The following is a 21465-nucleotide window of genomic DNA, read 5'->3' as shown; positions in this document are numbered from 1 at the left end:
CAGGGCCGTCCGCGCGTCCGGCACCGGTCCCGTCCGGCCCGGCTCCCGCTGCGCAGGCGGAGCGGGAGTGCCCGGGTCCAGAGTGGAAGGTGGCTCCCGGCAGCACACGGGGGAGCGGTCCCGACGGAAGGCGGCCCCGACGATGGCCAGGATCGTGGTGATGCTGGAGATCGAGGAGCTCGACGCCGCGCGCGACCTCGGTGGCGGCGAGCACCCCACGCCGGGCAGGGCCGCGCTGGTCGTCCACGCGGCCGGGCCCGCAGCCGACCCGTCCCGGGCAGGGCCGCGGACCTTCTGCGGGCTGGACACGGCCGGGCTGCAGCGCGACCCGGCGCAGCCCGACGACGCCGACGGCGAGTGGTACCCGGCGCGCTGGGCCCAGCGGGTCTGCGACGACTGCGCCGCGGCCGTGCACCACCTCACCGCATACTGAACCCGGCAGCCGTCGGCCTCCGCCGACGGCTCCGGGCGTCGGCGGCGGCGCTCCGGCCGGTCGCCGGCCCTCTATGCTGCGGGCATGCCGAACGAGACCCCCACCCTTCCGGACCGGGCCGCTCCCGTGGACGCGGCCTTCGTCCGCAGGGAGACCAGCCCGGCGCTCGTTCCCTTCGTGCCCGAGGTCAGCCTGCACATGGCGGACGACGCCATCACGCTGTGGGAGACCACGGAGTCGGCGCGCGGCGAGGTCGGCCTGCCGCCGCCGTTCTGGGCGTTCGCCTGGGCGGGCGGTGTGGCGGTGGCCCGGTACGTCCTCGACCACCCCGGGCTGGTGCGGGGCCGGACGGTCCTCGACGTGGCGGCCGGCTCCGGTCTGGTGGGCATCGCGGCGGCGCTGGCCGGTGCCGCGGCGGTGCGTGCCGCGGAGATCGACGCCTACGCGGTGGCGGCGGTCGGGATCAACGCCGAGGCGAACGGCGTGCACGTCGACGCGGCCGTCGAGGACCTCCTCGACGGCGATGGCGGACCCGCCGAGGTCGTGCTCGCCGGGGACGTCTTCTACGAGCGCGCGATGGCGGCGCGCTTCCTGCCGTTCCTGGAGCGCGCCCTGGCCCGCGGTGCCGTCGTCGTGGTCGGCGACCCGGGCCGGGCCTACCTGCCGCGGGAGCGGTTCACGGAACTGGCCTCGTACGAGGTGCCGGTCGTGGCGGATCTGGAGGACACGGCGCTCAAGCGCACCACCGTCTGGCAGCTCGTGCCCCTCGCCGCCGGCGGGGCGGCGTCCGAGCGGTCAACTTGACCTGGCCGTGAGCGGCCGGGTTTGTGGGTAGGGCGCGACTGGCTGTCGCGTGGCCTCCCACGTCTGAGCACCTATACGGGTGCTGGGACGCGTGACTCACGCCCCGCTGTCCACATAATCTCGCCCTTGCGAGCGATGTTGCGGGACGCGTTGTCGTCCGCGTGTGCCATGAACCCGCAGGCCAGGCAGGCGAACTCGGATTGCTTCGACCGGTTCTTCCGGTCGATGTGTCCGCATTGGGAACACTGCTGGCTGGTGTACGCCGGGTCGACATACACCAGCGGCACCCCAACCCGGCGCGCCTTGTACTCCACGAAGGCAGCGAGCTGGTGGAAGCTCCACGAGTGCAGCGAGGTCCGCTGGTCCTTTCGGAGCCGTACCCGGCTTCGGATGCCCGTGAGGTCTTCCAGGGCGATCCCGTGGCCGGTGCGTTCAGCGGTCGTGACGATGGTCTTCGAGACGATGTGGTTGACGTTCGCGGTGTGCCGGGCCTCGGCGCGGCGGCGCCTCTTGAGCAGCCGCTTCGCGGACTTGGTGTCCTTGGCCTGCAACTTCTTCCGCAGGTCGAGTTGCCGTGTGCGACGGCGGTTCAGGCCGCGTCCGGTGGCCCGGTATCCGGTGCTGGTGGTGGCGATGTTGGCGATCCCGAGATCCACACCGACGAATCCGGTCGGCGTCCCGTTTGGAGGCGCCTCGGGGACGTCGCAGGTCGCGATCAGGTAGAACGACCCGTCACGCTCGATCAGATCCGACTCACCCTGACGGTAGTCGCGCAGCATCTTCAACGCGTCCGGCGAGCACGTGAACCGAACGCCCTTCAACCGGCCGCCCGTCGTCCACAGTGACACCGTCTTCGCATCCAACTGCCATGACAGACAGCGATCGTCATAGGGCTGAGCGGCCTTCAGCCGGAACGCGATCGGCTTGGACTCCGCCTTGGTCCGACGTTTCGAACCCGGCTTCCCGAGGTTCCCGGCCTTGATGTTGGCCTTCAACGTCGCATAGGCATGGCACGTCTTCCTGATCACGTGCTGTGCGACCTGAGCCCCGAGCCCACGCGCCTTCAACTCCGCGTAGGTGTGCTTGCGCAGCTCGTACTCACGAGGGACACCGCGCTCGAACGCCACGGACGACACCCAGCACGCCGCATCGTTGACCGCGCGCAGGGTGGAGCGCAGCGCGGCGACCTGGTCGGCCTCCGGCAACAGCTTCACCTGCGTCACGATCTTCACGAGCAAGACCATAGCATTGATCTATGTCACCACGATGGGAACCAAACCCCAGCATCCGCAGGGGTCGTAGCGTCGTCTACACCCTGCACGCTCATTTGGTCTTCACCCCGAAATATCGACGCGGACCGTTCACCGACGAGATCCTGACGCGCTGCGAAGAGGTCATGCGCGCCGTGTGCGCGGACTTCGAAACCGAGCTGGTCGAGTTCAACGGCGAACGTGATCACGTACATCTGCTGGTTCACTACCCGCCGAAGGTCGCCTTGTCACGACTGGTCGGATCACTCAAGGGCGTATCCGCGCGCCGACTGCGCCAGGAGTATCCCGACCACATCCGCCGGTACCTGTGGGGAACGCACTTCTGGTCACCGTCCTACTTCGCCGCATCCTGCGGTGGCGCACCCCTGAGCATCATCAAGGAGTACATCGAGAACCAGAAGCAGCCCGTCTAACCGTCACTACGGAGGCGCACAACACTCCGGCGCTCCGCGCCTCCGAGCCCAGAAAGCGATTCCTCCCGGCCATGAACGGCCGGAGTTCCTCGCTAGATCCCGCTGAAAACGCCGGGCCGCCGGGCGGTGCGGCTGCTAGACAGTCCGCATGAACGAGAGCCCCGCGGCGGACGCCCGGACCCAGGACCGCAGCGCCACCGACCCGGCCGACCCGGTCGGCCCGGACGGCCGTGCCGTGCGGATCCGGGCTGCGGTGTCGGCGGACGTCCCCGCCCTGCTGGAGTTCTGGGCCCGGGCGGCGGAGGGCGCGAGCATCACCGACGACACGGCGGGCGTCGCCGGTCTGGTCGCGCGCGACCCGGAGGCCCTGCTGGTCGCGGAGGTCGGCGGGGTGCTCGCGGGCACCGTGATCGCCGGGTTCGACGGCTGGCGCTGCCACCTCTACCGCCTCGCGGTCGCCCCGGACCTGCGGCGCCGCGGCGTCGGGGCGGCCCTGGTGGCGGCGGCCGAGCGGCGGTTCGCGGCACTGGGCGGGCGCCGAGCGGATGCCATGGTGCTGCAGCACAACGACCTCGGCCGCCGTGCGTGGGAGGCCGCGGGCTACCGGCCCGAGGAGCAGTGGCGGCGCTGGGTGAAGCCCCTGGAGGGCTGACCGCCGCCGGCCGTCAGACGTGCTCCATGACGATCACCGCCGCGGTGCCGGGCGCGAGCGCCTCGAAGACGTGCAGGGCGTCGCCCGGGTAGGTGACGTAGTCGCCGGGGCCGAGCTCGACCGGTGCCTCGACCGGGCCGACCAGTGCGCGCCCGGCGCCGAGCACGAGGTGCTCGACCGAGCCCGGGATGTGCGGATCGGAGATCCGGGGCTCGCCGGGCTCGGCGGTGATCCGGTAGATGTCGCGGCGGGCGCCGGGCGGGCAGGAGGCGAGCAGGGTCGCCGCGTAGTCGGCGCGCTCGGCGTAGGTGACCGGCCCCTCCCCGGCGCGGATGACCCGCACGTGGGGTCGCGGCGGGTCGACGAGCCGGCTGAACGGCACCTCCAGTGCGGCGCCCAGCGCCCACAGGGTCTCCACGCTGGGGTTGCCCGCGCCCGACTCCAGCTGGGAGAGCGTCGACTTGGCGATCCCGGCCCGCCGGGCCAGCTCGGCCATGGAGAGTCCGGCCCGCTCGCGCTCCCGGCGGATCGAGGCGGAGATCAGGGCGATGAGGTCGAGCGAGGAACGGTGTCCGCCCGCTGCCGACGCGTTGTCCACGTGTTCGCTCCAGACTGCCGATCGTTCGACTTGACGAACGGCGGTGATGCTGTTCATTCTAATGGACATGCGTTCGGTATTGCGAACACTCGATCGCGGCACGCTCCGCGACATCGCCCTCGTCTGTCTCGCCGACGCCCTCGTGGGGGCGTCCTTCGGCGCGATCGCGGTCTCCGGCGGCCTGCCGCCGTGGGTGCCGGTCGTGATGTCCCTGCTGGTCTTCGCCGGCGGCTCGCAGTTCGCCGCGGTCGGCGTGGTGCTGGCCGGCGGCGGCCCGGTCGCCGCCGTCGTGACCGGCCTGGTGCTGAACGCCCGCCTCCTGCCGTTCGGCTTCGCGGTCGGTGACGTCCTCGGCGGCCGGTGGCGCGACCGCCTGCTCGGCAGCCACCTGCTGACCGACGAGTCCACCGCCTTCACCCTGCTCCAGCGCGACCCGGCCGCCCGCCGCGCCGCCTACTGGATATCCGGCGCGGCGCTGTTCGCCTTCTGGAACATCGCCGTCCTGCTCGGTGCGCTGGCCGGCGGCGTCATCGGCGACACCGACGCCCTCGGGCTGGACGCGGCCTTCCCGGCCGTCCTCCTCGCCCTCGTCCTGCCCTCGCTCGGCGACCGCTCGGTCCGCAACCCGGCCCTCCTCGGCGCGGTGCTCGCGGTCGGCGCGACACCGTTCCTGCCTGCCGGACTGCCGGTGCTGTGCGCACTGCTCGCGCTCCTGCCCGCCGTCCGCTCGGCACTCCGGGCCGCACCCGCCCGGGCCGTCGCCACCGCGGGGGAGGCCCGCTGATGCCGCTGCCCGCCATCCTCCTGCTCGCCCTCGGCACGTACGGCCTGCGGCTGGCCGGGCCGCTGCTCCGCGACCGGCTCCGGCTCTCCGCCGGCCTGGAGCAGCTGTTGTCGACGGCCACCGCCGTCCTGCTCATCGCCCTGGTGGCCACCGCGGCCCTCACCCAGGCGCAGGGCTTCGCCGGCTGGGCCCGCCCGGCCGGGGTGCTCGTCGCCGGGGTCCTCGTGCTGCGCCGGGCGCCGTTCCCGCTGGTGGTGGTGGCCGCGGCGGCGACCACGGCGCTGCTCCGGCTCGGCGGGGTGCCGTGACCCCGGGCCCGTCCCGCTACCGCCCCGGTGCGGCCACCGCGTGCGCGGCGGTGAACGCCGCCGCGTCCCAGGTGCCGCCCAGCGCGGGCGCCAGTGCCGTGCGGGCCGCTGCGGTGAACGGCGCGCCGCCGACCGCCGCCGCACCCAGCGGGAGCGCGCCGAGCAGGGGTGCACCCGCCGCGGTCGGCAGGTCGGCCAGGTTGCAGCGCATCGCGAGGTCCGGCTCGGCGGGCCAGGAACCGATCACCACGCCGCGCAGGTCCAGCCCGCGCGCCCGCAGCGCCTCCGCGGTCAGCGCGGTGGTGTTGAGGGTGCCGAGGCCCGCCGAGGCGACCAGCAGCACGGCCGGCGCCAGACCCAGCGCGGCGGCCGCCCGGGCCATGTCGGCGAGGGTGCGGCCCTCGTCGTCGTAGCGGACGAGCAGCCCGCCCGCGCCCTCCACCAGCACCAGCGCGTGCTCCGCGGCGAGTTCGGCCACGGCCTCGGCGACCTGCCCGGGGCCGACGGGCGGCAGGCCGGAGCGCCGGGCCGCCGTGTCGGGGGCCAGGGGCTCGGGGTAGCGGGCGAGTTCGCGCACGGTGAGCTCGCGGCCCGTCAGCCGGAGCACCTCGGCGACGTCACCGGGCTCGCCCGGGGCGACACCGGTCTGCCCCGGCTTCAGGACGGCCACCGGGCCGTCCGCGAGGGCGGCGACCGCCGCGGTGGCGACGGTCTTGCCGACCTCCGTCCCGGTGCCGGTCACGAAGAGCACGGTCATCCGGCCACCGCCGCCGCGGTCACCCCGGCGGTGATCCGCGCCAGGTCGTCGTCGCCGGTCACGTACGGCGGCATGGTGTAGACGAGGTCGCGGAACGGCCGCAGCCACACGCCCTCCCGGGCGGCGGCCTCGGTGGCGGCCCGCATGTCGACCGGGTGGTCGAGCTGGACGACGCCGATCGCGCCGAGCACCCGCACGTCGCGGACGCCCGGTGCCCCGGCGAGCGGGGCGAGGCCCGCGACCAGGCCGGCCCCGATCCGCTTGACCTCCTGTGCCCAGTCCTGGCCGAGGAGCAGGTCGAGGGAGGCGTTGGCGGCGGCCGCGGCCAGCGGGTTGCCCATGAAGGTCGGGCCGTGGGCGAGTACCGGCACCTCGCCGCGGCTGATCCCGTCCGCGATCTCGGCGGTGCACAGGGTCGCCGCCATCGTCAGGTACCCGCCGGTGAGGGCCTTGCCCAGGCACATGACGTCGGGCGACACCGCGGCGTGGTCGGCGGCGAAGAGCGCGCCGCTGCGGCCGAAGCCGGTCGCGATCTCGTCGAACACGAGCAGCACGCCGTGCGCGTCGCACAGCTCGCGCAGCAGGCGCAGGTACGCGGGGGAGTGGAAGCGCATGCCGCCCGCGCCCTGCACGACCGGCTCGACGATGACGGCGGCGAGCTCGTCGGCGTGCCGCTCGACCAGGTCGGCGAGCGAGGCGGCGTACGCCTCGTCGACGGGGGCGTCGAACCCGGCGGGCGGCTCGCCGGCGAAGAGCTGCCGCGGCAGCACCCCGCCCCACAGCTGGTGCATGCCGCCCTCGGGGTCGCACACCGACATGGGGTGGAAGGTGTCGCCGTGGTAGCCGCCGCGCCAGGTCAGCACCCGGCGCTTGGCCGGCCGGCCCACCGACCGCCAGTACTGCAGGCACATCTTCAGCGCGACCTCGACGGCCACCGACCCGGAGTCCGCCAGGAAGACGTGCTGCAGCGGCGCAGGCGTGATCTCCACGAGCCTGGCCGCCAGCCGGACGGCGGGCTCGTGGGTGAGGCCGCCGAACATGACGTGGCTCATCCGGCCGAGCTGGTCGCGCACGGCCTCGTCGAGCACGGGGTGCCGGTAGCCGTGGATCGCGGCCCACCAGGACGACATGCCGTCGACGAGTTCGCGGTGCCCGGCGACCGGCTCGGCGAGCCGCAGCCGCACCCCGGACGCGGACTCCACCACGTACGGGGTGACGGTGCCGGGCATCGGCCCGTACGGGTGCCAGACGTGCGCCCGGTCGAGGTCGAGCAGCTGGTGCACGTCGCCCATCAGGCGTTCGGCGCCAGCTCGGTGCCGGCGCCGCGCCGGCGCACCCGGACGAGGTCGGTGCGGGCCTCGTCGGCCTCCTCCCCGGCCGGGGCGGGGACGTGTCCGCCGCAGGGGCCGCAGCCGCCGCTGCCGCAGGCGTGCCCGCCGTCCGCGGCGTCCGCCGCCGTACCGGCCCCGGACGCCGCGGAGCCGCAGCCGCCCGGGGTGGCGGTGCCGCAGCCGTGCTCGCTCGCCGCAGCGGCGGCGTCGGCCCGGTGCCGGGGCAGGGTGGCCTCGCCCGCGCCCTCGACGGTGAAGCCGGCGTCCTTGATCATGTCGAGGTCGGCCTGCCCGGCCTGGCCCTCACTGGTGAGGTAGTCGCCGAGGAAGATCGAGTTGGCGATCTCCAGGCCGAGCGGCTGCAGGCTGCGCAGGTGCACCTCGCGGCCGCCGGCGATCCGCACCTCGACGTCGGGGCAGACGAAGCGGACCATCGCCAGGATGCGCAGGCAGCGCTGAGGGGTGAGGTTCCACTCCTGGGCGAGCGGCGTTCCCTCGAACGGGATCAGGAAGTTGACCGGCACGGAGTCCGAGCCGATCTCGCGCAGCGCGAAGACCACGTCGACGAGGTCGGCGTCGCTCTCGCCCATGCCCGCGATGAGGCCCGAGCACGCCGACAGGCCCGCGCCGTGTGCCTTGGCGACGGTGTCGACGCGGTCCGCGTAGGTGTGGGTGGTGGTGATGTCGCCGTACGTCGCCTCGGAGGTGTTGAGGTTGTGGTTGTAGGCGTCGGCACCGGCCGCCTTCAGGCGCTCGGCCTGGTTGTCGGAGAGCAGGCCCAGGCAGGCGCACACCTCGACCTGCTCGTCGGCGTCCTTGATGGCGGCGATGGTGTCGCTGACCCGGTCGATGTCGCGGTCCGTCGGGCCGCGCCCGCTGGCGACCAGGCAGACCCGCTTGGCGCCGCCCGCCACGCCCGCCCTGGCGGCCTCGGCGGCCTGCTCCGGCTTCAGCCAGGTGTACTTGAGGATCTCCGCCTTCGAGCCGAGCCGCTGCGAACAGTAGGAGCAGTCCTCCGGGCAGAGGCCGCTCTTGAGGTTCACCAGGTAGTTGAGCTTGACGCGCCGTCCGAACCACTGGCGGCGCACCTTGCCGGCGGCCGAGACGACGTCGAGCAGTTCGTCGTCGGTGGTGGCGAGGACGGCCAGGGCCTCCTCCCGGGTGGGGAGTTCCCGGCGCAGGCCCTTGGCGGTGAGGGTGTCGAGCAGATCCATGCGCTCGATCCTGCCCGGGGCACGTCGCGTTCCGCCAGAGGGAACCCGCCAGAAGATCGGCGCGGCGGTGTGCGAGTTGTCACAGTGCCGCCGCACAGGGTAGTGGCGCAGGGTGGTGCGCAGCTCACGCGCGCCCCCCGGCCGCGTCCGGCGCCCTTCTCCGGGCCCTCCCTCCGGGCCCGACTGATCATCTGCTTACAATCACCCGCATGACTTCGCAGGGGGAGCCCGACCAGTCCGCCGCAGGCCAGGAGGGCGGGACGCCCGCCGCCGACCGCCGCGGGCGGCGCTTCGGACGCCGCCGCACCGCGCTGTGGTGCGCCCTGGTGGTGGCCGCCGCCGCCGTCGGCTTCGTCGTCAGCCTGCCGCACCCGGGCGACCTCATACCCGGGCTCGGCTCCACCGCGGGCGGCCCGAAGGCCCAGCCCGCACCCGGCCTCGACTCGCAGCAGCCCCTGACGGAAGCCCAGGTGTTCACCGCCGACCACTACTTCCCGGGCGACCGGACGGTCGACCAGGACGGCGTGCAGGCACGCCGCACCGCGGCCGCCGGCGGCGGCGACTGCGCGGAGACCCTCCTCGACCGCGCCCACGACCCGCTGCACGACACCGGCTGCCAGGCGTACGTCGGAGTCGCCTTCGACCACGTGGACCAGAAGGTGGTCAGCAGCGTCACGGTGTTCCGCTTCGCCGACGAGGAGGGCGCGCGGAAGGCCCGGCAGGCGCTCACCGACCCCGGCGCGCTGCTCTTCCGGACCTCCGCCCCCGCGACACCCTCCCCGACGACCGGCTCGACGGCGAGCCCCGGGGCCGGCACCGCGAGCGCGTCGCCCGGCGCACCGGCCGGCACGGCCCCGTCCACCCAGACCGCGGCCACCGCCCAGCCCGGCGCGTCCGCCACGCAGCCCGCGCCGAAGCCCGTGACCGCGGTGCGGGTCGAGCCCGTGGGCCGCTACCTGACGGTCACCGTCTCCCGCTACGCGGACGGGCGCACCACGACGCCGCCCGACGACCGCACGCTCGACCACGCGGCCCGGGCGCTCTCCTACGTCGTCCGCGCACCGTTCCTCTGGATGTAGCCCCGGCATGTAGCCCCGACCGGGAACGGCTCGCGCCCTCCCGTTCCCTCGCCGACCGGACGCCGGGCGCCAGCCGCCGGCCGTCGGACGCCCTGCGGGCCCGGTGCGGGAGGCACCGGGCCCGCAGGGTCCGTCACGGCAGGTCAGGCCCGCCCGGTCAGCCCGGTCAGCCCGGCAGGCCGGGCCTGCCGGATCAGCCGCCGAGCCGGTTCACCCCGGTCACCCGCAGCACCGCCCGGCCCTCCTCGTCGGAGCCGAACAGGTCGACCTCGGCGCTGATGCCCCAGTCGCGGTCGCCCGCCGGGTCGTCGAAGATCTGCCGGACCCGCCACAGACCCTCGTCCTCGACCTCCTCGATGAGCAGCATCTTCGGGCCGCGGGCGTCGGGGCCGGTACCGAGGTCGTCGTACTCCTCCCAGTACCCGTCCAGAGCGTCCGCCCACCGGTCGGAGTCCCAGCCGTCCTCGCCGTCGAGCTCGCCCAGCGCGTGGTAGTTCTCCAGCGCGGCCAGCTCGACACGGCGGAACATCTCGTTGCGCACCAGCACGCGGAAGGCGCGGGCGTTCGCGGTGACGGGCGCCGGCTTGTCGTCGAGCCGCACCTCGGCCGACTGCGGGTCGGTCGGGTTGGCGAGCTGCTCCCACTCGTCGAGCAGCGAGGAGTCGACCTGCCGCACCAGCTCTCCGAGCCAGGCGATGACGTCCTTGAGGTCGTCGGTCTTGATGTGCTCGGGGACGGTCTGCTCCAGCGCCTTGTACGCGCTCGCGAGGTAGCGCAGCACGATGCCCTCGGTGCGCGCCAGGTCGTAGTGGCCGACGAAGTCGCTGAAGGTCATCGCCCGCTCGTACAGGTCGCGGACGATGGACTTCGGCCGCAGCGGGTGGTCGCCGATCCACGGGTGCGCCCGCTGGTAGACCTCGTACGCGTGGCCGAGCAGTTCCTCCAGCGGCCGGGGGTACGTGATGTCCTGGAGCCGGGCCATCCGCTCCTCGTACTCGACGCCGTCGCGCTTCATCTCGCCGATGGCCTCGCCGCGGGCCTTGTTCTCCTGCGAGGCGAGGATCTGCCGCGGGTCGTCGAGGGTGGCCTCGACGACGGAGACGACGTCCAGCGCGTAGCCGGGGGACTCCGGGTCGAGGAGGTCGAAGGTGGCGAGGGCGAAGGTGGAGAGCGGCTGGTTGAGCGCGAAGTTCTCCTGCAGGTCGAGGGTGAGGCGCACGATGCGGCCCTCGGCGTCCGGCTCCTCCAGGCGCTCCACGACGCCGCCCTCCAGCAGCGAGCGGTAGATCGCGATGGTGGAACGGATGTGCCGGCGCTGCGCGGGACGGTCCTCGTGATTGTCGGTGAGCAGCTTGCGCATCGCCTCGAAGGCGTTGCCGGGCCGGCCGATCACCGACAGGAGCATCGCGTGGCTGACCTTGAAGCGGCTGACCAGCGGCTCCGGATCGGCGCCGATGAGCCGCTCGAAGGTCTCCTCCGACCAGCCGACGAAGCCCTCCGGCGCCTTCTTGCGGACGACCTTGCGGCGCTTCTTCGGGTCGTCGCCGGCCTTGGCGAGCGCCTTGTCGTTCTCGACGACGTGCTCGGGCGCCTGCGCGACGACCTGGCCGACGGTGTCGAACCCGGCCCGGCCCGCGCGGCCCGCGATCTGGTGGAACTCACGGGCGCGCAGCACCCGCACCCGCTGGCCGTCGTACTTCGAGAGGGCGGTGAAGAGCACCGTGCGGATCGGCACGTTGACGCCCACGCCGAGGGTGTCGGTGCCGCAGATGACCTTGAGCAGGCCGGCCTGGGCGAGGCGCTCCACCAGGCGGCGGTACTTCGGCAGCATGCCGGCGTGGTGCACGCCGATGCCGTGCCGCACGAAGCGGGAGAGGTTGCGGCCGAACTTCGTGGTGAAGCGGAAGCCGCCGATCAGGTCGGCGATGGCGTCCTTCTCGGCCTTGGTGCACATGTTGATGCTCATCAGCGACTGCGCCCGCTCCACCGCCTCCTTCTGGGTGAAGTGCACGACGTAGACCGGCGCCTGGCCGGTCGTCAGCAGCTCCTCCAGGGTGTCGTGGATGTTCGTCCGGCGGTACTCGTAGAACAGCGGCACCGGGCGGGTCGCGGAGCGGACGACGGTGGTGGGCCGGCCGGTGCGGCGGGTGAGGTCGTCCTCGAAGCGGCGGACGTCGCCGAGGGTGGCCGACATCAGCAGGAACTGCACGTGCGGCAGCTCCAGCAGCGGGATCTGCCAGGCCCAGCCGCGGTCGGGCTCGGCGTAGAAGTGGAACTCGTCCATCACGACCTGGCCGATGTCGGCCCGCTCGCCGTCGTGCAGCGCGATCTGGGCGAGCACCTCCGCGGTGCAGCAGATGATCGGCGCGGTCGGGTTGACGCTCGCGTCGCCCGTCATCATGCCGACCTGCTCGGTGCCGAAGATCTTGCAGAGGTCGAAGAACTTCTCGGACACCAGCGCCTTGATCGGCGCGGTGTAGAACGTCCGCTTGCCCTCGGCCAGCGCGGCGAAGTGCGCACCCGCCGCGACGAGGCTCTTCCCGGAGCCGGTGGGGGTCGCCAGGACGACGTTGTTCCCCGAGACCAGCTCGATCAGCGCCTCCTCCTGGGCGGGGTAGAGGGTGATGCCGCGCTCCATCGCCCACTCGGCGAAGGTCTCGAACAGGGCGTCGGGGGTGGCGGGCTTCGGCATCAGGTCCAGGAGGGTCACCGGCCCATCTTGCCTGGCCGGGATCACCGGGGGCAAAGCCCGGGCCGGAGCCGGGCCGCGGACCCGCCGCGGCACGGCTCGTACACGCCCCGCACGGGGGGTGGTTCGAATTAACCGAGTATCCCCGTTCGAAACGCCGGTGTAACCCGTCGGGCGGTACTCCGTTATCCGCATCGGATTTACATCCGATCATGGTTTCGCGACGGAACGCAAAACGCCGGAGAGCGTTACAGCGTGGTACTGCACCTTCCGCCGGGAAACTCCTAATGTCAGCGGTCTACCACCGACTTCCGCAAGGAGTTGAGCGATGAGCCGAGTCGTCAGGGCCGCCCTCTTCCAGACCGCCTGGACGGGCGACAAGGAAACCATGGTCGCCGCCCACGAAAAGGCCGCCCGCGACGCGGCCGCGCAGGGCGCCCAGATCATCGGATTCCAGGAGGTCTTCAACGCCCCGTACTTCTGCCAGGTGCAGGAGCCGGAGCACTACGCCTGGGCCGAACCCGTCCCCGACGGCCCCACCGTGCAACGCATGCAGGCCCTCGCCCGCGAGCTGGGCATCGTGATCGTCGTCCCGGTGTACGAGGTCGAGCAGTCCGGCTTCTACTACAACACCGCCGCCGTCATCGACGCCGACGGCAGCTACCTCGGGAAGTACCGCAAGCACCACATCCCGCAGGTGAAGGGATTCTGGGAGAAGTACTACTTCAAGCCCGGAAACGTCGGCTGGCCCGTCTTCGACACCGCCGTCGGCAAGGTCGGCGTCTACATCTGCTACGACCGGCACTTCCCCGAGGGCTGGCGCGCACTCGGCCTCGCCGGCGCCGAGATCGTCTACAACCCCTCCGCCACCAGCCGCGGCCTCTCCGCCTACCTCTGGCAGCTGGAGCAGCCCGCCGCCGCCGTCGCCAACGAGTACTACATCGCCGCCATCAACCGCGTCGGCGTCGAGGAGTACGGCGACAACGACTTCTACGGCACCAGCTACTTCGTCGACCCGCGCGGCCAGTTCGTCGGCGAGGTCGCCTCCGACAAGGACGAGGAGCTCGTCGTCCGCGACCTCGACCTCGACGTCATCGAGGAGGTCCGCCAGCAGTGGGCCTTCTACCGCGACCGCCGGCCCGAGGCCTACGGCCCGCTCACCGAGGCCTGAGAGGAGAACGGCCCATGACCCGTACGGTCATCCGCGGCGGCCTCGTCGTCACCGCCGCCGAGGAGCTCCACGCCGACGTCCTGATCGAGGACGAACGGATCGTCGCCCTCGCCACCACCGGCAGCACCGTCGCCGACGGCTGGACGGCCGACCGCACCCTCGACGCCACGGGGACGTACGTCATCCCCGGCGGCGTCGACGCCCACACCCACATGGAGCTGCCCTTCGGCGGCACCGCCGCCTCCGACACCTTCGAGACCGGCACCCGCGCCGCCGCCTGGGGCGGCACCACCACCATCGTCGACTTCGCCGTCCAGGGCGTCGGCGCCTCCCTGCGCGAGGGACTCGACGCCTGGCACGCCAAGGCCGAGGGCAACTGCGCGATCGACTACGGCTTCCACATGATCCTCGCCGACGTCAACGAGGGCAGCCTCAAGGAGATGGACCTGCTCGTGGGGGAGGGCGTCACCTCCTTCAAGCTGTTCATGGCCTACCCCGGCGTCTTCTACAGCGACGACGGCAAGATCCTGCGGGCCATGCAGCGCGGCGCCGACAACGGCGGCCTGATCATGATGCACGCCGAGAACGGCATCGCCATCGACGTCCTCGTCGAACAGGCCCTCGCCGCCGGGAAGACCGACCCCCGCCACCACGGCGAGGTCCGCCGCGAGCTCCTGGAGGCCGAGGCCACCCACCGCGCGATCAAACTCGCCCAGGTCGCCGGCTCCCCGCTGTACGTCGTGCACGTCTCCGCGGCCTCCGCCGTCGCCGAGATCGCCACCGCCCGCGACGCCGGCCTCCCCGTCTTCGGCGAGACCTGCCCGCAGTACCTCTTCCTCTCCACCGACAACCTCGCCGAGCCCGGCTTCGAAGGCGCCAAGTACGTCTGCTCCACCCCGCTGCGCCCCAGGGAGCACCAGGCCGAGCTGTGGAAGGGCCTGCGCACCAACGACCTCCAGGTCGTCTCCACCGACCACTGCCCGTTCTGCTTCAGCGGCCAGAAGGAACTCGGCCGCGGCGACTTCTCGAAGATCCCCAACGGCCTGCCCGGCGTCGAGAACCGCATGGACCTCCTCCACCAGGCCGTCGTCGAGGGCCGCATCAGCCGCCGCCGCTGGATCGAGATCGCCTGCGCCACCCCGGCCCGGATGTTCGGCCTCTACCCCCGCAAGGGCACCATCGCCCCCGGCGCCGACGCCGACATCGTGGTCTACGACCCGAACGCCGTCCAGACGATCTCCGCCGACACCCACCACATGAACGTCGACTACTCCGCGTACGAGGGCAAGCAGATCACCGGCAAGGTCCGCACCGTGCTCTCCCGCGGCACCGTCGTCATCGACGGCGACACCTACCTCGGCCGCGCCGGCCACGGCCGCTACCAGCCGCGCGCCACCTGCCAGTACCTCGACCGATAGGAAACACCGTGGACATCGGCCTCGTCCTCCAGACCGACCCGCCCGCCCAGCTGCTCATCGACCGGATGAAGCGTGCCGAGGCCGCCGGCTTCACCCACGGGTGGACGTTCGACTCCGTCGTGCTCTGGCAGGAGCCCTTCGTCATCTACAGCCGCATCCTCGCCGAGACCGAGCGCATGACCGTCGGCCCGATGGTGACCAACCCCGTCACCCGCACCTGGGAGGTCACCGCCTCCCTCTTCGCCACCCTCAACGACATGTACGGCAACCGGACGGTCTGCGGCATCGGCCGCGGCGACTCCGCACAGCGCGTCGCCGGCCGCCGGCCCGCCGGCCTCGCCACGCTCGGCGAGGCCATCCACGCCATCCGGGACCTCGCCGAGGGCCGCACCGTCGAGATCGACGGCACCGAGATCCACATCCCGTGGGTCAGGGAGGGCGCCCGGCTGCCCGTCTGGATGGGCGCCTACGGCCCCAAGGCCCTGAACCTCACCGGGCAGGCCGCCGACGGGTTCATCCTCCAGCTCGCCGACCCCTACCTCACCGAGTGGATGGTCAAGGCCGTCCGCGACGCCGCCGCCGAGGCCGGCCGCGACCCCGCGTCCGTCACCATCTGCGTCGCCGCACCGGCCTACGTCACCGCCGACGACTCGCCCGAGGCCCTCGCCCACGCCCGCGAGCAGTGCCGCTGGTTCGGCGGCATGGTCGGCAACCACGTCGCCGACCTCGTCTCGCGCTACGGCGAGCACTCCGCCATGGTGCCCGAGGAGCTCACCGCCTACATCAAGGACCGGCACGGCTACGACTACAGCCACCACGGCCGCGCCGGAAACCCCGACACCGCCTTCGTGCCCGACGAGATCGTCGACCGCTTCTGCCTGATCGGCCCGCCCGAGCAGCAGCTCGCCAAGCTCGAACACCTCCGCTCCCTCGGCGTCGACCAGTTCGCCGTCTACGCCATGCACGACGCCATCGAGCAGACCATCGACGCCTACGGCAAGAGCGTCATCCCCGCGCTCTCCTGACGGATCGTCAGTCTTCCTCCGCCTCTCCCCCCGACCCACCGTCGCCACGGAGGCCACCCCGCCGGGGTGGCCTCCGCCCGTCCCCCACAAGGCGGTCGCCCATGTCGATAACCCAGAGCCCGCACCCCGACGGCAGAGTCGAACTCGCCGCCGACGCCGACCTCTCCGACCCCCGCTTCGCCAACGCGGACCTCAACCCCGTCCCCGTCGCACAACGCCGCTGGACGACCTACAACTTCCTCGCCCTCTGGGTCGGCATGGCCCACAACATCCCGTCCTGGACGCTCGCTTCGGGTCTGGTGGCGCTCGGCATGGACTGGAAGCAGGCCGTCCTCACCATCGCGCTGGCGAACCTGATCGTGCTGGTGCCGATGCTGCTCACCGGGCACGCGGGCACCAAGTACGGGATCCCGTTCCCGGTGTTCGCGCGGGCCTCGTTCGGGCTGCGCGGGGCGAACCTGCCCGCGATGATCCGGGCGGCGGTGGCGTGCGCGTGGTTCGGCATCCAGACCTGGATCGGCGGCGAGGGCATCTTCCTCCTCGCCGGCAAACTGCTGGGCTCCGGCTGGCAGACCGCCGGTGAGATCGGCGGCTACCCGTGGACGCAGTGGCTGTCGTTCCTGATCTTCTGGGTCATCGAGATGGCCATCATCGCGCGGGGGATGGAGACCCTGCGGCGCTTCGAGAACTGGGCCGCGCCGTTCGTCATCGTCGGCGCGCTCGCGCTGCTGGTGTGGATCACCGTGAAGGCGGGCGGCTTCGGGCCGCTGCTGGACCAGCCCTCGAAGCTGGGCTGGGACGGCGACTTCTGGAAGGTCTTCTTCCCGGCGCTGATGGGCATGATCGGCTTCTGGTCGACCCTGTCGCTCAACATCCCGGACTTCACCCGCTTCGGCGGCTCCCAGAAGGCCCAGATCCGCGGCCAGGCCCTCGGCCTGCCCACCACCATGACCCTCTTCGCGCTGCTGTCCGTGCTCGTCACCTCCGGCTCGCAGGCCGTCTACGGCGAGCCGATCTGGGACCCGATCGCACTCGCCGCGAAGATGGACTCCACCGCGGGCATCCTCTTCGCGCTGTTCACCGTGCTGATCGCCACGCTGTCGGTCAACATCGCGGCCAACGTCGTCTCCCCGGCGTACGACCTCGCCAACCTGCTGCCGAAGCGGGTCACCTTCCGCACCGGCGCGTTCATCACCGGCGTCGTCGGGGTCGTCATCATGCCGTGGAAGCTGATCTCCGACCCGCACGTCTACATCTTCACCTGGCTCGGCGTCGTCGGCGGCCTGCTCGGCACCGTCGCCGGCATCCTCATCGCCGACTACTGGCTCCTGCGCCGCACCCGCCTCGACCTCGCCGACCTCTACCGCGCAGGCGGCCGCTACTGGTACGCGGGCGGCTGGAACTGGCGCGCCGTCACCGCCCTGCTCGTGGGCGGCCTCCTCGCCGTCGGCGGCTCCTACGGCGGCCCCTTCCCCGCCGACGGCCTCATCCCGTTCCTCAAGCCCCTCGCCGACTACGGCTGGGCCGTCGGCGTCACCTCCTCCCTCGCCCTCTACCTCGCCCTCAGCGCCGGCACCCGCCGTACGGCCGCGTGACCGTGGGGCGGGGGCCGCCGGACTACCGGTGGCCCCCGCCCTCGCCGCCGCCGACCAGAGCGACCAGACCGGCCGGCCCACTGCCACGGCCACGCCGTCGGCCGGTGCCACCGGGGACAGCATGGGCCGGCAGTAGGCGGCACTGCCTGCTCCCCGGCACGCACAACGGCCCGCCGTTCACACCGCCGGCGGCCCGCCGACGGCCGGGCCCGGCGGGAAGTCCCGCTGCCCGTCGGCGAGTTCCTCCCGTCCGGCACGCCCGCCGCCGGGCCGCCGCCGTGACTCGTGTGCGGGCCAGGGCGGTTGTCGGAGGGGCGAGGAGCACGGTTCTCGTCAGCGGTGACCGGGGAGGTAGTCGAACCAGTCGAAGTGCACGGCGCCCTCGGTGGCGTACAGGCCGACGACCCGGCCGGTGAAGCCTCCGGCGACTTCGGTCGAGAGGTAGCGGCCGTCCAGAGAGGCCATGTCCGTCATCGTCCCGTCGGACGCCTCGACACCGAAGATCAGGGTGTCGGGGCCGGTGCGCGCGTCATGGGGCTCGGGGGCCCTGCCGGTGTGCACGGTCAGGACGACGGGCCCCGTGGGCAGTGGCAGTTCCGCTGCCACGGTGCGCAGCGATCCGATCCGGGCGATCACCCGGGCGGTGCCGTCGGGCCGGGCCTCGACGGCGTAGTGGTGCCGGTCGTCGAGGCGGACGGCGAGGCCGCCACTGCCTTCGGCGGGGTCGATCAGGGTGCGTGCCCGGAAGGTGAGGTGCTGCTGGCGTCGTCCCAGCAGGACGGCATCGGGTTCGTCCAGGGATGCGCCGCGGGCACGCAGGGTGAGCCAGCCGGGGCGCTCCCGGGTGCTGTAGTGCTCGGCGGGGCGGTCGAGCAGGGAGATCCAGGAGTGCCGCAGTTCGGTGGAGGCGAAGTCGTCGCGCTCGGCGGACGGCGGTGTCGGCACCAGAGGCCAGGGCATGGTGGGGAGTTCGGGTCCGACCTCGCCGACGACGGGCCAGCCGTCGACCCACGAGACGGGGGCCAGGAAGGTCTCCCTGCCCAGGACGTGCCAGCCGGGGGTGCCGCCCTGCGGGCGGACGCCGAGCAGCACCATCCACCAGGAGCCGTCCACGGCCTGGACGAGGTCGGCGTGACCGGTGTTCTGGACGGGCCCGCTGGTGCTGCGGCGGGTCAGGATCGGGTTGGCCGGACAGGGCTCGAACGGGCCGTCGGGCGAGGGGCCGCGGGCGACGGAGACACAGTGGCCGCGTTCGGTGCCGCCTTCGGCGATCAGCAGGTACCAGTGGTCGCCGATGCGGTACAGGTGCGGGGCCTCGGGGGCGGCGGCGCCCGGGGTGCCGGACCACACGGGCCGCAACTCGCCGAAGGTCTCACCCGTGCCGGGGTCGATGCGGATCTGGGAGACCCCGGCGACGGTGCACCAGCAGGTGCCGTCCTCGTCCCAGGCCAGGTCGGGATCGATGCCGGGGACGCCGGGGAGGCGTACCGGGTCGGACCACGGGCCGGCGGGGTCCGTCGCGGTGACGATCAGATTGCCCTCGCCCGGCGTGACGTTGGTGACGATCAGCCAGAACCGCCCGTCGTGATGGCGCAGGGTGGGCGCGTACAGGCCCCCGGAGGAGGGGGTGTCCCGGGGCAGGCGGAGCTGGCCGGGCCGGTCCAGGGCGTTGCCGATCTGTACCCAGTTGACCAGATCCCGGCTGTGGAACACGGGGATGCCCGGGAAGTACTCGAAGCTGGAGCAGGCGAGGTAGTAGTCCTCGCCGACGCGGCAGATGCTGGGGTCCGGATGGAACCCCGGGATCACCGGGTTGGCGGCGGGCACCGGTGCGTACTCGTCGGACACCTCTGCAGGTCCTTTCGGCAGGATGGTTCGGTTCGGCGCTCCCCGGGTGCGGCCGGGTACACGTACATGCAGGCGGGAAGTCCCTTGCAGAGCCGGTGCCCGTGCGGCGGTCGCCACAGCCTCTCGACGCCGTTGGTGAAGCGCTTCGACGCTGGCAGGCATCCACCCCCGTGTCAAGAGATGGGCTCGCGAAAACGTCGGTGACCACCGGAGTTGGTGTCTCCCCGCACGGCTCCCGCGTGGTGGTGGGGCCGCGCCTGACCTCGTCCACCCCTGCCGGATGTCTCGACAGTCGAAGCGCTTCGAAAGGTGGGTGACGGCCCTTCTGTCGGCCGGTGTTCCGGGCCGTGGGCATCGCCGGTCCGCGGTGCCTGCCGTGGCGGGCCTCGCTGTCGGCATCCCGAGGGGTCCCTGTGTCGCCCGCCTCCTCCGCCGTGTCCGATGTCGCGTTCGGGGTCGGCGGTGCGTCGGTGAGTCGGCGAACGTGGCGGTCGTGGGGCGGTCGCTCCGGGCGGCCTGCGCGGCCGTGCGGCTGCGGCGATCACGTGCGCCGGTACGGGGCTGCCTGAAAATAGTAGCCATGGATATAATAGCCATGTAATGTGTCGGGCATGAGCAAGGCTTCCCCGGGCCCCACGCCCGGTTTCCTGGTGTGGCGGCTCGCCAACAAGTGGCGCGTCGCGGTCGATCGTGCGATGGCTCCGCTGGGCCTCACCCATGCGCAGTACTCGCTGGTCGCGTCGCTGTACGGCATGCAGCGCGCCGGCGAGCGGCCCAGCCAGCGCCGGCTCGCCGACCACACGGGCATGGAGGCGCTGTACGTCTCGAAGCTGGCGCGCGCCCTGGAGTCGGCCGGCCTGATCGAGCGCACCCGCGACCCCCGCGATCCGCGCGCGGTGCAGCTCGCCCTCACCGAGCAGGGCCAGGCCGTCACGCGGCAGGCCCTCGCGGTGGTCCAGGACCTGCTCCAGCAGTTGCTGGAGCCCCTCGGCGGCCTCGACGCCCCGCGGGCACGCGCGTTCACCGACGAGCTGACGGCCCTGCTCGACGCACCTCTCGCTCCATCCGTACCGAACGACGAGAACACTCAGGGGGCAACACCATGACCGGTACCGCAGCCGCACCCGCACCCGCCGACGCCCGCGCGCTCGGCCTGGCCCACTACGCCGCCCGCGGCGTCCTGGAGCACGTCCTGGCCCGGCACGGCGTCACGTTCCAGCAACAGGTCGCCCTGCGCGCGGTCGTCACGGCCGACGCCCCGCAGACGCCGGACGACCTCGTCGCCCAGGTCCGGGGCTCCCTCAAGGCGGATCCGGCCGACATCCGCGCCACGTTCGACGAACTGCTGGCCCGACGGCTGCTCGTCGCGGACGGCGCGCGCCTTCACCCCACCGACGCGGGGCGCGAACTGCTCGCCGCCGCCGCTGCGGAGTCCGCCCCCGTCTCCGCCCGCATCTGGGGCGGGATACCCGACGAGGACCTCGCCGCCGCTGGCCGCGTCCTCGCCCTGGTCACCGAACGGGCCAACGCGGAGCTCGCAAAGCTGACCTGACCGCCCGCCATGGCCGGGTGGCCGGTCGTGACCGGCCACCCGGTACCGGATCATGGCGATCGGACAGGTCGCTCGGGCGCCACAGGTCCGTCCGCCGCAGTCGTACGAACGCAGGGCCGGGCCGAGACGGTCGGGACCTGCAACCGGTGGGGCGCGTGATGTCACCGCGCAGCCGGGCGCCGTTGCCGGTACCGCAGAGGTTCGCCCAGCACCTTGATGTCGCAGGTCAGGGCATACCTCCCGTGGCCGCGCGCCGCCCGTGCGGCCCGGCCGGCAGGGTGACCGTCCGCGCTGCGGCGGCCGCCCGCGGGAAACCCCGGCGGCGCAGGGCGCAGCCCTGGCTCCCTGAAGGGTGATCGCAAACACCGGTCCCGAAAAGATCACTGCATCGGGCTAAACCCATGGGTTTACGGGGCCGATCGGCCCTGCCGACGGCTAACTTCCTTCTGGAGACGAGCGGATCGCGTGGTTTGCGCGAATTGCGCGGGCATCCGCCTGTTCATCCCCGGTCACAGAGGACATG

Annotated in this window: 20 protein-coding genes; 13 read left to right on the top strand and 7 right to left on the bottom strand. The window is 72.6% G+C overall.

The features are described from left to right. Positions 1–142: 142 nt before the first annotated feature. Positions 143–433, top strand: coding sequence for a hypothetical protein (locus OG335_RS03705; RefSeq protein ID WP_405009523.1), 291 nt, complete (start codon positions 143–145; stop codon positions 431–433). A gap of 84 nt (positions 434–517) precedes the next feature. Next, complete coding sequence (locus OG335_RS03700) at positions 518–1237, top strand: class I SAM-dependent methyltransferase (RefSeq protein ID WP_405009522.1); 720 nt, start codon at positions 518–520, stop codon at positions 1235–1237. A 71-nt stretch (positions 1238–1308) separates the two neighbouring features. Here OG335_RS03700 and OG335_RS03695 read toward each other — a convergent pair whose 3' ends face one another. Then, a complete protein-coding gene (locus OG335_RS03695) occupies positions 1309–2481 on the bottom strand; it encodes an RNA-guided endonuclease InsQ/TnpB family protein (protein WP_405009521.1) in 1173 nt (390 codons plus the stop codon). An 11-nt stretch (positions 2482–2492) separates the two neighbouring features. On the opposite strand from OG335_RS03695, the gene tnpA reads away from it, so the two are divergent. Together tnpA and OG335_RS03685 are read left to right on the top strand one after the other, a co-directional pair. Further along, a complete protein-coding gene (gene tnpA, locus OG335_RS03690; protein WP_405009520.1) occupies positions 2493–2921 on the top strand; it encodes an IS200/IS605 family transposase in 429 nt (142 codons plus the stop codon). Positions 2922–3069: 148 nt separating this feature from the next. After that, the gene (locus tag OG335_RS03685) at positions 3070–3573 is read left to right on the top strand and encodes a GNAT family N-acetyltransferase (protein ID WP_405009519.1); all 504 of its coding nucleotides are present in this window, start codon (positions 3070–3072) and stop codon (positions 3571–3573) included. A gap of 13 nt (positions 3574–3586) precedes the next feature. Here OG335_RS03685 and OG335_RS03680 read toward each other — a convergent pair whose 3' ends face one another. Continuing rightward, positions 3587–4069, bottom strand: coding sequence for a helix-turn-helix domain-containing protein (locus OG335_RS03680; RefSeq protein WP_405015299.1), 483 nt, complete (start codon positions 4067–4069; stop codon positions 3587–3589). A gap of 169 nt (positions 4070–4238) precedes the next feature. Here OG335_RS03680 and OG335_RS03675 point away from each other — a divergent pair, with 169 nt between their 5' ends. Together OG335_RS03675 and OG335_RS03670 are read left to right on the top strand one after the other, a co-directional pair. Further along, positions 4239–4955, top strand: coding sequence for an AzlC family ABC transporter permease (locus OG335_RS03675; RefSeq protein WP_405009518.1), 717 nt, complete (start codon positions 4239–4241; stop codon positions 4953–4955). After that, complete coding sequence (locus OG335_RS03670) at positions 4955–5263, top strand: AzlD domain-containing protein (RefSeq protein WP_405009517.1); 309 nt, start codon at positions 4955–4957, stop codon at positions 5261–5263. The genes OG335_RS03675 and OG335_RS03670 overlap by 1 nt, the downstream gene beginning before the upstream one ends. 16 nt (positions 5264–5279) lie before the next feature. On the opposite strand, the gene bioD is transcribed toward OG335_RS03670, so the two are convergent. Genes bioD through bioB form a run of 3 tightly spaced genes read right to left on the bottom strand, consistent with a single transcriptional unit; the run spans position 5280 to position 8565 of the window. Next, positions 5280–6020, bottom strand: a complete 741-nt coding sequence (gene bioD / locus OG335_RS03665) for a dethiobiotin synthase (RefSeq protein WP_405009516.1) — start codon at positions 6018–6020, stop codon at positions 5280–5282. Then, complete coding sequence (locus tag OG335_RS03660; protein ID WP_405009515.1) at positions 6017–7312, bottom strand: adenosylmethionine--8-amino-7-oxononanoate transaminase; 1296 nt, start codon at positions 7310–7312, stop codon at positions 6017–6019. Before OG335_RS03660 ends, bioD begins: the two co-directional genes overlap by 4 nt. Further along, on the bottom strand, positions 7312–8565 hold the full coding sequence (bioB, locus tag OG335_RS03655; protein ID WP_405009514.1) for a biotin synthase BioB: 1254 nt from the start codon (positions 8563–8565) through the stop codon (positions 7312–7314). The genes OG335_RS03660 and bioB overlap by 1 nt, the downstream gene beginning before the upstream one ends. Positions 8566–8774: 209 nt before the next feature. On the opposite strand from bioB, the gene OG335_RS03650 reads away from it, so the two are divergent. After that, positions 8775–9644, top strand: a complete 870-nt coding sequence (locus tag OG335_RS03650; RefSeq protein ID WP_405009513.1) for a hypothetical protein — start codon at positions 8775–8777, stop codon at positions 9642–9644. A gap of 193 nt (positions 9645–9837) precedes the next feature. Here the strand turns inward: OG335_RS03650 and OG335_RS03645 are convergent, their stop codons facing one another. Then, entirely contained in the window at positions 9838–12336 is a 2499-nt protein-coding gene (locus OG335_RS03645; RefSeq protein WP_405015298.1) for a DEAD/DEAH box helicase, read from the bottom strand. Positions 12337–12661: 325 nt separating this feature from the next. On the opposite strand from OG335_RS03645, the gene OG335_RS03640 reads away from it, so the two are divergent. The 4 genes from OG335_RS03640 to OG335_RS03625 all read left to right on the top strand — a co-directional run bounded on the left by OG335_RS03640 (position 12662) and on the right by OG335_RS03625 (position 17542). Further along, positions 12662–13504: a nitrilase-related carbon-nitrogen hydrolase gene (locus OG335_RS03640; protein WP_405009512.1), complete on the top strand. Its 843-nt coding sequence runs from the start codon at positions 12662–12664 to the stop codon at positions 13502–13504. Positions 13505–13518: 14 nt separating this feature from the next. Further along, positions 13519–14922, top strand: a complete 1404-nt coding sequence (gene hydA, locus OG335_RS03635; protein WP_405009511.1) for a dihydropyrimidinase — start codon at positions 13519–13521, stop codon at positions 14920–14922. Positions 14923–14930: 8 nt separating this feature from the next. Beyond that, positions 14931–15947: a TIGR03842 family LLM class F420-dependent oxidoreductase gene (locus OG335_RS03630; protein ID WP_405009510.1), complete on the top strand. Its 1017-nt coding sequence runs from the start codon at positions 14931–14933 to the stop codon at positions 15945–15947. A gap of 101 nt (positions 15948–16048) precedes the next feature. Further along, positions 16049–17542: an NCS1 family nucleobase:cation symporter-1 gene (locus OG335_RS03625; protein ID WP_405009509.1), complete on the top strand. Its 1494-nt coding sequence runs from the start codon at positions 16049–16051 to the stop codon at positions 17540–17542. Positions 17543–17875: 333 nt separating this feature from the next. On the opposite strand, the gene OG335_RS03620 is transcribed toward OG335_RS03625, so the two are convergent. Then, complete coding sequence (locus OG335_RS03620; RefSeq protein WP_405009508.1) at positions 17876–19390, bottom strand: glycoside hydrolase family 43 protein; 1515 nt, start codon at positions 19388–19390, stop codon at positions 17876–17878. A 611-nt stretch (positions 19391–20001) separates the two neighbouring features. Here OG335_RS03620 and OG335_RS03615 point away from each other — a divergent pair. Both OG335_RS03615 and OG335_RS03610 read left to right on the top strand, forming a co-directional pair. After that, positions 20002–20496 (top strand): MarR family winged helix-turn-helix transcriptional regulator, encoded by a 495-nt coding sequence (locus OG335_RS03615; protein WP_405009507.1) that lies wholly within the window; start codon positions 20002–20004, stop codon positions 20494–20496. Further along, positions 20493–20942 carry a MarR family transcriptional regulator gene (locus OG335_RS03610; protein ID WP_405009506.1) on the top strand — a complete coding sequence of 150 codons (450 nt, stop codon included), beginning with the start codon at positions 20493–20495 and terminating at the stop codon, positions 20940–20942. The genes OG335_RS03615 and OG335_RS03610 overlap by 4 nt, the downstream gene beginning before the upstream one ends. Positions 20943–21465 lie beyond the last annotated feature (523 nt).

It is taken from the genome of Kitasatospora sp. NBC_01539, assembly GCF_045040525.1.
GTDB lineage: Bacteria > Actinomycetota > Actinomycetes > Streptomycetales > Streptomycetaceae > Kitasatospora.
Note: the sequence above shows the minus strand (reverse complement) of the source record. Positions and strands in the feature narration are given on the sequence as shown.